Origin of the sequence: Microbacterium sp. UBA837 (assembly GCF_002296025.1) — a bacterium.
Classification (GTDB): Bacteria; Actinomycetota; Actinomycetes; order Actinomycetales; family Microbacteriaceae; genus Microbacterium.
The window spans coordinates 1-11,537 of record NZ_DBHD01000006.1 but is presented as its reverse complement, the minus strand read 5'-3'; the positions used below and the strand labels follow the sequence as shown (position 1 = coordinate 11,537).

General features: G+C 67.0%; 12 protein-coding genes. 6 read left to right on the top strand and 6 right to left on the bottom strand.

Features of this window, described 5'->3' with window-relative positions:
- Positions 1–587 (bottom strand): glycoside hydrolase family 3 protein (locus B3587_RS00995; RefSeq protein WP_292725895.1); only part of this gene is annotated, 587 nt, incomplete at its 3' end.
- An 83-nt stretch (positions 588–670) separates the two neighbouring features.
- Here B3587_RS00995 and B3587_RS00990 point away from each other — a divergent pair.
- Together B3587_RS00990 and B3587_RS00985 are read left to right on the top strand one after the other, a co-directional pair.
- On the top strand, positions 671–1,270 hold the full coding sequence (locus tag B3587_RS00990) for a TetR/AcrR family transcriptional regulator (RefSeq protein ID WP_292725894.1): 600 nt from the start codon (positions 671–673) through the stop codon (positions 1,268–1,270).
- Entirely contained in the window at positions 1,267–2,763 is a 1,497-nt protein-coding gene (locus B3587_RS00985; RefSeq protein WP_292725892.1) for a carboxylesterase/lipase family protein, read from the top strand. Before B3587_RS00990 ends, B3587_RS00985 begins: the two co-directional genes overlap by 4 nt.
- A 15-nt stretch (positions 2,764–2,778) precedes the next feature.
- Here the strand turns inward: B3587_RS00985 and B3587_RS00980 are convergent, their stop codons facing one another.
- The 4 genes from B3587_RS00980 to B3587_RS00965 are packed head-to-tail and all read right to left on the bottom strand — an operon-like array spanning position 2,779 to position 6,600.
- On the bottom strand, positions 2,779–3,783 hold the full coding sequence (locus tag B3587_RS00980) for an LLM class F420-dependent oxidoreductase (protein ID WP_292725890.1): 1,005 nt from the start codon (positions 3,781–3,783) through the stop codon (positions 2,779–2,781).
- A 35-nt stretch (positions 3,784–3,818) separates the two neighbouring features.
- Entirely contained in the window at positions 3,819–4,625 is an 807-nt protein-coding gene (locus B3587_RS00975) for a DNA-methyltransferase (RefSeq protein ID WP_292725899.1), read from the bottom strand.
- Between the two features lie 35 nt (positions 4,626–4,660).
- Entirely contained in the window at positions 4,661–5,710 is a 1,050-nt protein-coding gene (locus B3587_RS00970) for a lipoate--protein ligase family protein (protein ID WP_292725888.1), read from the bottom strand.
- 41 nt (positions 5,711–5,751) lie between these two features.
- Positions 5,752–6,600 carry an alpha/beta fold hydrolase gene (locus B3587_RS00965; protein WP_292725887.1) on the bottom strand — a complete coding sequence of 283 codons (849 nt, stop codon included), beginning with the start codon at positions 6,598–6,600 and terminating at the stop codon, positions 5,752–5,754.
- Between the two features lie 79 nt (positions 6,601–6,679).
- Between B3587_RS00965 and B3587_RS00960 the strand changes: the two genes are divergently transcribed.
- From B3587_RS00960 to B3587_RS00950, 3 genes are all read left to right on the top strand, one after another.
- The gene (locus B3587_RS00960) at positions 6,680–8,293 is read left to right on the top strand and encodes an MFS transporter (protein ID WP_292725885.1); all 1,614 of its coding nucleotides are present in this window, start codon (positions 6,680–6,682) and stop codon (positions 8,291–8,293) included.
- A gap of 87 nt (positions 8,294–8,380) precedes the next feature.
- Positions 8,381–8,830, top strand: a complete 450-nt coding sequence (locus B3587_RS00955; protein ID WP_414683103.1) for a MarR family winged helix-turn-helix transcriptional regulator — start codon at positions 8,381–8,383, stop codon at positions 8,828–8,830.
- Between the two features lie 5 nt (positions 8,831–8,835).
- Entirely contained in the window at positions 8,836–10,116 is a 1,281-nt protein-coding gene (locus tag B3587_RS00950) for an MFS transporter (RefSeq protein WP_292725881.1), read from the top strand.
- Positions 10,117–10,118: 2 nt separating this feature from the next.
- Here the strand turns inward: B3587_RS00950 and B3587_RS00945 are convergent, their stop codons facing one another.
- Complete coding sequence (locus B3587_RS00945; protein ID WP_348681155.1) at positions 10,119–11,249, bottom strand: glycerate kinase; 1,131 nt, start codon at positions 11,247–11,249, stop codon at positions 10,119–10,121.
- 85 nt (positions 11,250–11,334) lie between these two features.
- Here B3587_RS00945 and B3587_RS00940 point away from each other — a divergent pair.
- Positions 11,335–11,537 (top strand): acetolactate decarboxylase (locus tag B3587_RS00940; RefSeq protein ID WP_292725879.1); only part of this gene is annotated, 203 nt, incomplete at its 3' end.

Sequence of the window (11,537 nt, the reverse complement as noted above, 5' to 3'; positions counted from 1 at the left end):
ACCGTCCACGGCTGAGCATCGCGCACGACCCGTTCGAACCCGCGCAGGTAGATCTCGCGTAGTGGCCGAGGGTCGATGTCGGAGCTCGCTCGCATCCGATCGGTCTCTTGATTGTTCGCGGCGAAGTGCTTGAGCGAGGTACCGACGCCCTGCGACTGGACGCCCGTGACGAATGCGGCGCCGAGCACGCCAGAGATCAAGGGGTCTTCGGAGAAGTACTCGAAGTTGCGACCGCACAGCGGCGAGCGCTTGATGTTGATGCCGGGTCCGAGGAGCACGGCGACACCCTCGATCGACGTCTCGGCGCCGAGGGCCCGGCCGACCCGATCGAGCAACTCGACGTCCCACGACGACCCAAGCCCGACGGCCGGCGGGAAACAGGTCGCCGGCACACTCGATCCGACGCCCAGGTGGTCACCGGCACCCGCCTGCTTACGAAGGCCGTGCGGTCCGTCGGTCATCATGATCGACGGGATGCCTACCCGCTCGACCGGCTTGGTGTGCCAGAAGTTCAGCCCGCTGGTCAGCGACGCCTTCTCTTCCAGGGTCAGATCAGCGACAGTGGCTGTGACGTCATTGTCAGTCATGGATTTCCTTCCAACAGCAGACTCGACGAAAACCTCATGACACTAGGTTTTGAAAAACAAGCATCATTGGGCACACTCGTCTCATGGCACAACGAGGGTCGTACGCGAAGGGCGTAGCCAAGCGCGAAGAGATCCTCGAACGTACACTCGATGTGATCGCGACCGAGGGCTACGACGGCGCGAGCGTCAAGCGCATCGCGGAGGCCGTTGGGCTCAGCCAGGCGGGCTTGCTGCACTACTTCGACAGCAAAGAGGAGCTGTTCACCGAGGTCCTGCGCAAGCGTGACGAACACGACGGTGAACAGTTCGGTCTGCCCGATGACAGGTCGAAGGACGCCGATCCGGTCGACCCCGCCGTGATCCGCGACAGCGTGATTCGCGTCATCCGCCACAACAGCGAAGTTCCAGGTCTCGTCGAGCTTTTCTCGCGCTTGGCCGTCGAGGCCGCGAACCCCGAGCATCCCGCCCACGACTACTTTCTCGAGCGGGGCGAAACAGTGCGGGGAGCCTTCGAGCTGACTGCAGCGTCCGACAGCCTGCCACCCGATGTCTATGCCCGGATTCTGCAGGCAGTCGCTGACGGCCTGCAGCTCCAGTGGCTCGTCGACCCCACCGTTGACATGGCGGGTATCATCGACCAGCTCCTCGCCGCCCTAGAGCAGAAGCCCGCCGCGACACCGTGACCAATCCCACACCGCTACCAAGCCGAGAGGCACCCGTCGTCGAAACCACCTCCGGCGCAGTGCGGGGCCTGTGGCGCACCAGCGGTGAGGCTCGGTCTGCCGCCTTCCTCGGCATCCCGTTCGCCCGGCCACCGGTCGGTGAACTACGGTTCGCGGCGCCGGTTCCCATCGAGCCGTGGACCGGCGTTCGGGATGCTACGAGCTTCGGCGCGACACCACAACGCGGCCCCGTCGCCGAGGTCACCCTCATCCCCGAGCCGTCGGTTCCCGGAGACTCGACCCTGAACGTCAACGTGTTCACGCCCCGACCCGGCGACCCGTCAGCACGGATGCCGGTACTGGTCTACATCCACGGCGGCGGCTACGTTTCGGGATCGCCGGCAAGCCCCTGGTACGACGGCGAGTCGTTCGCGCGCCGCGGAGTCGTCACTGTCGTCGTGTCCTACCGGCTCGGTTTCGACGGGTTCGGCCTCATCGAGGGAGCCCCGAGCAATCGCGGCGTGCGCGACTGGCTGGCGGCGCTCGAATGGGTCCAGCGCGAGATCACGGCGTTCGGCGGAGACCCGGATGCTGTCACGATCGCCGGGCAATCCGCTGGCGGTGGCGCCGTGCTGACGCTGCTCGGGATGCCGGCTGCCCAGCACCTCTTCGAGCGGGTCTGGGCGCTCTCCCCGGCGCTCGGCGATGTCTCGCTCGCGCGCGCCGAGAACGTTGCGGCGCAGCTCGCTGAACTCGCCGGGGTCCCTGCCACGCGCGACGGATTCGCATCCGTCGATTCGGATGCGCTGATCGGGCTGCAGCAGACGGTCAGCGAGCGTGGCGGAGCCCGACTGTCGGGAATTCGCTCGCTGCTCGACGACGGTCTGCCGTGGGGTCCCCTCGTCGACGGTGATCTGCTGACGACCACGACGCCGGAATCGATCGCATCGGGGGTTGGCGCGAACAAGCCGCTCGTGGTGGGATCAACCGACGACGAATTCACGATGATCACTGACGACGCCCGCGGTAAGCTCCGCTTCGTTCCGGCCACAGTCGCGCTTGGTGCGCTCGGTGTGAGTCGGCCGATGCGGCGCGGCTATCTTTCCGACAATGCGGAGCAGCACCGGCTCGGTACGGCAGCCCTGCTCGGCCGCTACGTTTCCGACAAGGTGTTCCGCAGCGGCGTCGTACGGATTGCGGCGGCCCGTGGCGAAGCGCCGACCTGGGTGTACCGCTTCTCGTGGGCCTCGACGCGCATCGGCTGGGCGTGCCACTGCGTCGACGTGCCGTTTTGGTTCGACGTGCTCGACCGGGAGCGGGTTGACGCACTCACCGGCGACGACCCGCCTCAACTCCTGGCGGATGCGGTGCACGGTGCTGCGTCAGCCTTCGTGCGGGTTGGCGATCCGGGGTGGGAGAGATGGTCGGCCGAGCCCGGTCGCACGCGGATCTTCGACGTCACTGGCCCCGGAACCATCGCGGACGGCTACGCCAGCGTCCGAGCCCTGCTCTGACCCGCGCCGGCCGGCTCACGCAAGCGCCGGCACGACCTCCGCCTCGAACAGTTCGATGCCGCTGGTGTCGTATGCCGCTTCGGGAAAGTAGTGGATCGCGTACCCGAGTCCGTGGCTCGCGCGCTTCTGCAGCCGCTCGGCCACCTGCTCGGGAGTGCCGAAACCGAGCGACCCGCGGTACTCGGCCTCGATGCCGGCAAGTCGCTCGTCACCGACGAACGGCGCGAGGCGCCCCAGGACCGCACGCAGGCGTTCCTCTGCCTCTGCCTCGGTCGCACCCACGATCGTGTTGACGTTCGACGACGCGGTGATCTCGCCCGGGTCGCGACCGAGCGTCGCGCAGTGCTCGCGCACGACCGACAGCTTGTGATCGAACTCCTCGACGCTGCCGGCGAAGTTCGTGTACGACGCGTACTTCGCTGCGATCTTCAGCGTGACCTTCTCGCCGCCACCAGCGATCCAGAAGGGAATCCCCGGGCGCTGCAGCGGCTGTGTTGCTTGCAGCGGCTGGGGCTGCACAATCGCGCCGTCGACCTGGTAGTACTTCCCGTCAAGAGATGCCGAGCCCGTCGTCCAGGCCTGGTGCATGATCTCCACTCCCTCGCGCAGCATCGCGAGGCGATCGCGTACCTCCGGGAAGCCGTACCCGTAGGCCCGCCACTCATGCTCGTACCATCCGCCACCGATACCCATTTCGGCGCGGCCACCCGAGATGATGTCGACCGTTGCGGCGACCTTCGCAAGGTAGGCCGGGTTTCGATAGCCCATGCAGGTGCACATCTGGCCGAGACGGATGCGGCTGGTCGACGCTGCGAACGCTGACATCAGCGTCCACGCCTCGTGTGTCGCCTCCTGGGTCGCGACGGGCACCGTGTGGAAGTGGTCGTAGACCCAGAGGGATTCCCAGGGCCCTGCATCGGCGCGCTGAGCCAGTCCGTTCACCGCTTCCCACTGCTGCGCGGGATCGATTCCCACGAGGTCGAGTCGCCAGCCTTGGGGGATGAAGATTCCGAATCGCATAGCGTCAGCCTAGGCTCGCGTAGCCGAAGCACGGGTCAGTTTTCGACGATCATCGCGAGCGGCATCCTGGTCCGCATCACCGCTATCGCTTCGGGATTCGCGTCGATGAGCACGGCGTCGCGCCCCACCGCCTGGGCGACAGCACCTGTCGTTCCCGACCCGGCGAACGGGTCGAGGACAGCCTCGCCCGGGCGAGAGGATGCCTGCACGATTCGCCGCAGCACACCCTCGGGCTTTTGAGTGGGATATCCGGTCTTCTCGCGCCCCGCCGTCGGGACGATCGTGTGCCACCACACATCTGTCGGGAGCTTGCCGCGGGCCGCTTTCTCAGCGGTCACGAGCCCCGGCGCCATATACGGCTCGCGATCAACGGCCTCGGAATCGAACCAGTACAGCGCTGGATCTTTCACGTAGACGAGAATCGTGTCGTGCTTGGTGGGCCACCGTTTGCGGGTCTTCGCACCGTAGTCGTACGACCAGATGATCTCGTTGAGGAAGTGGTCGCGACCGAACACTGCATCCAGGAGCACCTTCGCGTAATGCGCCTCGCGGTAATCGAGGTGAAGGTACAGAGTGCCGGAGTCGGCAAGCAGTCGCCACGCCTCGAGCACTCGCGGTTCGAGAAAGCCCCAGTAGTCGTCGAACCGGTCGTCGTACACACGCAGGTCTCCCCGCAGCCGTTCGTAGTCGCGACCGTGGAATCCGCGCCGGGTCACAGCGCCCGGAAGCCGCTCATCCCGGGGCGTGCTGGCTGATTCGACTGCCCGCTCCCGGAGGCGCCCGGTGTTGAACGGGGGGTCGAGGTAGACCAGACCGAAGGACGCATCCCGCAGTCCGCGCATCACGGACAGATTGTCGCCGTGATGGATCGTGACGGTCACGGAACCCGATGCAGCCACGCGTCGGTGGCGAACTTCGACGCGACGAGAGCCTCTGCTTCGGCGTATTCCTCTTCGGTGATATGCCCGACCTCGGCGCCGTAGAGCGTGGTGAATGTGTCGGCGAAGGCCTGGATGATCGCCTCGCGAGGCAGTCCCGTCTGCCGCCGCAGCGGGTCGACGCGTTTGGCGGCCGAGGTCGTCCCCTTGTCGCTGAGCTTCTCCCGGCCGATGCGGAGCACGTCGGTGAGCACCTCACCGTCCATGTCGTAGCTGAGCGTCGCGTGATGCAGCACACCACCATTGGCCAACCGCTTCTGCGCGGCGCCGCCGATCTTGCCCTCCGGGCTCGCGATGTCATTGAGCGGCTGGTACGTCGCATCGATTCCCAGCGAGCGCAGCGCCTGCAGAACCCAGTCGTCGAGGAACGCGTAGGAGTCGGCGAAGGTCATGCCCGCCACCAGCGACGCGGGAACCGAGAGCGAGTACGTGATGATCGCATCGGCGCCCATGAGCATCGCGCCGCCGCCCGAGATTCGCCTGACGACGTCGTAGCCATGACGGCGGGCACCCTCCGGGTCCACCTCATTGCGGTACGACTGGAACGATCCGATGACGACCGCCGACTCATTCCATTCCCACAGGCGCAGGGTCGGCATCCGTCGCCCGTCGCCCACACGGGTCGTGAGTACTTCGTCGAGCGCGAGGTTCATGCGCGGCGAGACCGGGCGGTCGTGGACGATCTGCCATGAGAAGTCTTTCCAGCCGGATGCGGTCACGAGCGCCCGGCGCACCACGGTGCCCACGGCCTCGGGCGTGAACCCCAGAAGTTGTGCACCGTCAGGGAGCGCCGCACGTACGGCCGCAGCGATCGTGGGCACGTCGGCTTCGGAGGGAAGGCCCGACACCGCCGCGTTGATCGCGCCGAGGGCATCGTCGGGCTCGAGGAAGAAATCGCCAGCGAGTCGCACATTCGCCAAGCTCCCGGCTTCGACATCCAGGTCGACGACGACGAGCTTTCCGCCCGGGACCTTGTACTCAGCGTGCATGGCACCAGCCTAGGAGGAGCTGCGCGCCGAGGCGCGGACCGTCAGTCGCGGACCGGGAAGCGGGCATCGAGCCACGCCAGGAGGTCAGCGCGGACCTCGGCCTGCTGGGCCTCGTTGAAGATCTCGTGCCGCGCTCCCGGGTAGACGAGCGTGGTGACATCGGTGAACCCCGAACGCGTGCGATAGGCATCCGCCAGCAAATGGTTGCTGCGCGGGCCGCCGACGGTGTCCTCGCGCCCCACCATGATGAGGGTCGGCACGTCGTGCTCGAGATGACGACCGGGTTTGCCGAGCAGTCGGAGCGTATCGACGGGCCCGAAGAGCTTGGCCAGCGGAGTCGAGGTCGTGAGCGGATCGGCGAGGAACGCTTCGGCAACTGCCGGATCGGTCGAGAGCCATTCCATGCCGTTGGCGTTCGGGCCCTGCCACGGCGCGTTCAGATCACCCGAGTTCAGCGATCCCGGCCAGCGCAACGCCGACCCGCTGAGGATCAGTCCATCGATCGCCGCCGAATGACGGTTCACGAGGATCTGCGCGATGAAGGATCCCCACGAGTGACCGAGCAGGATGAAGGGAAGATCCGGATGCTCCGCCCTAGCCATCTCGCTCAACTGCCAGACCGCGTCGATCGTCGCACGCAAGCCGCCGGGGCCGAGGCGACCGAGGCGCTCGCTGCTGCCGTGCTGGCGCATCCCGGTGCGGCCGTGACCGCGATGATCGTCGGCGTAGACGATGAACCCAGCATCCGTCAGCGCACCGATCACCGCGCCATAGCGGCCGGCGTGCTCGCCCACGCCGTGGAGGAGATGGATGACGCCGCGGGGAGTGGTCACGGGAGTGGCGAGGTCGTAGACGATCTCGACACCGTGCACGTCGGTGTACTCGGGCATGCCGGAAGCTTAGCGGGCCGGGCAGAGGCTGATGCGAGATGCCTCTTGCGGCGAGTATTTAGCTAGATAAGCTAGCGACGTGCGAAATCGTCGCTGGCTCGGCCTCGTGTTCATCAGCATCGCCGTTTCGCTGATCATCGTCGACTCGACGATCGTCAACGTGGCTATTCCGGCGATCGTCGACGATCTCGGGATCACCTCGACGCAGGTGCAGTGGGTGCAGGAGGCCTACACGCTGGTCTTCGCGTCGCTCCTACTCGTGTTCGGATCACTGGCAGACCGCTTCGGCCGCCGCCGCATCATGCTGCTCGGCGTCGTGATCTTCGTGCTCTCGTCCATCGCGGCAGCCTTCGCGCCCACCGGAGACCTGCTGATCCTTGCGCGGCTGATCCGGGGCATCGGCGGTGCGATGATCCTGCCGACCACCCTGTCGCTGATCAACGCGACTTTCCGTGGCCGCGAGCGCGGAATCGCGTTCGCTGTCTGGGGTTCGACAATTGGCGGCATGGCGGCGGTCGGGCCGCTGCTGGGCGGATGGCTCACTACCGCGTTCTCGTGGCGATGGGCGTTCGGGATCAACATCCCGCTCGGCATCCTCATCATCATCGGGGTGCTGCTGACGGTTGCCGAGTCGCGCGATGAGAACACCCGCTCGATCGACATCATGGGCGGCGCGCTCTCGTTCATCACGTTCGGCGCACTTGTCTTCGGCCTCATCGAGGGGCGGACCCTGGGGTGGTGGGCCACCGAGGGCGACTTCACGATCGGGTCCTGGACCTGGCCGTGGGCGCTCTCTCCCGTCCCCGTCGCGTTCCTCATCGCAATCCTCGGCGCCGTCGCCTTCATCGCGTGGGGCATCCACCGCGAGCGTACGGGTCGGGTCTCGCTGCTCTCGTTCAGCCTCTTCCGCATCGGTACCTTCCGAAACGGGAACATCGCGGCGATGCTCGTTTCGCTCGGCGAGTTCGGCATCATCCTTTCGCTCCCCCTCTGGCTGCAGTTCGTTCTCGGGTTCGACGCCCTGCAGACCGGGCTCATCTTGCTGGCCCTCGCTGGCGGGTCGTTCGTCGCCAGCGGCGCGGCAGCCGGCGCGAGCTCGCGTATCCCGGCGGTCTGGGTCGTGCGCGTGGGTCTTGCCGCCGAGATCATCGGCGTGGTGTGGGTCGGGCTGGTCATCGCTCCGGATGCCGCGTGGGGCTGGGTCATCCCCGCCCTGTTCATCTACGGATTCGGGGTCGGCCTTGCCACCGCGCAGCTGACCGGCGTCATTCTGGTGGACGTTCCCGTCGAGCGAAGCGGCCAGGGCTCAGGGACCCAGTCGACAGCTCGCCAGATCGGTTCGGCGCTGGGCATTGCCATCCTCGGCACCGTCCTATTCACGAGCACCGCCGGCATCCTCGCCTCGAACCTCGAAGACCAAGGAATGGCCAGCGACCAGGCCGATCAGATCGTGACGGCAGTCGTTCAAAGCGCCGGCGGTGCCATCGCGCAGCTCGAGCAGTCGCCGGCGACGTCGGCTGCCGCGGATGCCGCCAAGACCGCCTTTTCAGACGGCACCCGCTACGCGGCGTTCACCGCTGCCGGGTTCTTGGCCATCGGGCTGGTCGCCACACTCGCTCTCCCCTCCCGCCGTCCGGAAGAGGCGACCGAGAGCGACCACAGCGAGAACGCACCGAAGACCGCGACTGACTGATCCCCGGCCGCGCGGTGCTGCCCCGGGTCCACGGAAGTAGGACGCGCAATTTCCTTAGCATGACTAATGAGCTATGCTAAAGAAACCGTGACCGAACCCACATCATTTCCTGATTCGCATCCCCTCGCCGGCGACGCCTCGCAGTTGCGCATAGGCGTCTTCCGGTTTGCGAGGCGGATGCGCACGGAGCGCTCGGTCGACTCGATGAGCGATGGTCAGTTCGCGGTTCTCGCGGGCCTTTACCTGCACGGACCGCGCACGCTCGGCCAGCTCGCGGAGCGCGAGCGGGTCTCGCCGCCGTCGATGAACCGAACGGTCAACTGTCTGCAGGATGCCGGATATGTCGAGCGGTCAGCAGATGACAGCGACGGTCGCAAGGTCGTCATCACGATCACCGATGCCGGGCGAGCCGTTGTCGACGAGACGACTCGACGCCGCGATGCATGGGTCGAGACAGTGCTTGCTGACGTCAGCGAACAAGAGCGGATGACGCTGGCTGCGGCCGCGGAGATCCTGCAGCGGCTGGCAGCGCAGTGAGCACAATGTTCCGGTCCCTCGGGATCTTCAATTACCGTGTCTGGTTCATCGGCGCTCTCGTGTCGAACGTCGGCGCCTGGATGCAGTCGACAGCCCAGAACTGGGTGGTCCTCACCGAGCTGACTCCTGGTGATGCGGGTGCCGTCGGGGTCACGATGGCCCTCCAGTTCGGGCCGCCCCTCCTGCTCGTGGGCCTGACGGGGTGGGCAACCGACCGGTTCGAGCGACGCCACATCCTGCTCGCGACGCAGGGCGTTTCACTGCTGCTTGCCACGGCGATCGGCATCCTCATCCTCACCGGCGCCATGACGCTCCCCCTCATGTATGCGTTCGCCCTGGGGCTGGGCCTTGTCGCCGCCTTCGACAATCCGGCGCGCCAGGCCTTCGTCTCGGACTTGGTGACGAAGGAGAACACCAGCAACGCTGTGGCGCTGAACTCGGCATCCTTCAACGCGGCGCGGATGATCGGACCCGCAGTGGCGGGCCTGTTCATCGTTCTGGTCGGGACCGGATGGATGTTCATCGTGAACGCGTTCACCTTCCTCGCAACGATCGGCGCCCTGCTCGCGATGCGCCGGCACGAGCTCACCCCCCGCGCTGTCACCCACGGTAGTTCCCGCCTCTCCGACGGATTTCGCTATGTCGCCACCCGACCCGACCTGATCGTGGTCTTCATCGTCGTGTTCCTGCTGGGCGCGTTCGGCATGAACTTTCCGATCTACGCCTCCACGATGGCTCTCGAGTTCGGCGCTGGAGCCGACGGATTCGGCCTGCTGAATTCCGTGCTCGCGATCGGGTCGCTCACGGGCGCCCTGCTTGCCGCCAGGCGCGACCGCGCGCGGGTTCGGGTCGTGATCGCCGGGGTCCTCGGATTCGCGGTGGCGTCAGCGATCTCGTCTGTCATGCCGACGTACGCGCTGTATGCCGTAACGCTGGTGTTCACCGGATTCACCGTCGTCACGATCCTCTCGACGGCCAACGGATACGTCCAGGCAACGACTGACGCTCACCTGCGCGGGCGCGTCCTGGCGATCTACGTCGCCATTCTGCTCGGAGGCACCCCGGTGGGGGCACCGATCGTCGGCTGGGTTGCGGACGAGCTCGGGCCTCGCGCCGCCATCCAGCTAGGAACCCTCGCGTCCCTGATCGCCGCGGCCATAGCCATCACCTGGCTCGTCTGGTCGGGGCGAGTGCACCGGGGTGGCAGGCTCCGGCTTCGACTTGACGAGACGCGCCCCCTCTCGGTCATCACACAGCCGATAGCCAAGGCTTCCGCGTCGAACTGAGGTCAGGCCGGCTCCGCAAGCCGTGACGCGAGCACGGATCCAGCGGCCTCGAGGTAGCGCTCCGGACTGGCCAACGCGGCGGCCGGATCCCCCGCAATTTCGGCGAGCGAGAGTGCCGCAGCGAATGCGTGAGTGTCGGCAGCGCCGTCGACGCGGCCCGCGACAAGCGCCGCACGTGCTCCGGTGCGTTGCGCCAGCCGGGCGACGACCTCCGGCACCTTCCCGGCCGTTGTCGCCCGATCGTAGGCGCCTTCACCCGTGACCACGATCGTGTCGGGCGTAAGGAGCCTGGGCAGTCCGATGAGTTCGGCCACATAGCGGGCGCCGGACACGATCTTCGCACCCCAGACGTGCATAGCGAACCCGGCTCCACCGGCGGCTCCCGCGCCCGGCACGTCCGGCGGCGTCCCCATCTTCGCAGCCCACGCCGCGAGCGCCGCATCAGCCTCGGCGATCTCGTGGTCACGCAGACCCTTCTGAGGGCCAAAGACAGCGGCAGCGCCCCGAGGACCGCACAGCGGAGTGTCGACGTCGGCGAGCACCATCACGCCGCCCGAGGGCAGGGAGGCGAGCCCTGACAGGTCGACGCTCGCGACATCCCTGAGGCCGCGAAGGCCCGGCGCGATCGGCTCGCCATCCGCATCAAGGATGCGTGCACCCAGGGCGCGGAGGATCCCGGCCCCGCCGTCCGTGGAGGCACTCGAACCGAGACCGACCATGATGCGGGATACGCCGGCTCGCAGCGCATCGACGATCGCCTCGCCCACCCCCGTGGTGTCAGCATCCCAGGGACGCAGACGACCCTGTAGCGCTTCGATTCCCGAGGTCGACGCCAACTCGATGACTGCGGTAGTGCCGCCCCACGAACCCTCCGGAGGCACGAGCACCCACGCGCTGTCATGGCGCTCACCGTCAGCGCCTGTCGCCCGCATCGGCCGCAGCGTGGCGCCGGGGATCGCCGCCAAGAACGCGTCGAGCGTCCCTTCGCCGCCGTCAGCCATCGGACGAACAATCACCTCATCGTCGGGCCTTGCCCGGCCCCAGCCCCGCGCCAACGCGTCAGCTGCACGCCGCGCCGATACCGACCCCTTGAAGCTGTCGGGCGCGATCACAATGCGCCGTTTCACGGTCACGCCGCGAGTCTACGGATCTTCGCGAGCGCGGTAGCTGCGCGCCGCAACCCACACCAGCGGCACCTCCCGCCGATAGCCTCGAGGCGTGACCACAGCGCGCCACACCATCCATCAGACGAGCGTCATCGCCGCGCTTCTTGACGGCGTCTACGACGGCGAGACCACCGTCGGCAGCCTCCGCCGCCGCGGTGACTTCGGAATCGGCACCTTCGAAGGCCTCGACGGCGAACTCATCCTTCTCGACGACATCTGCTACCGCATCCGAGATGACGGCACGGCTACGGTGGC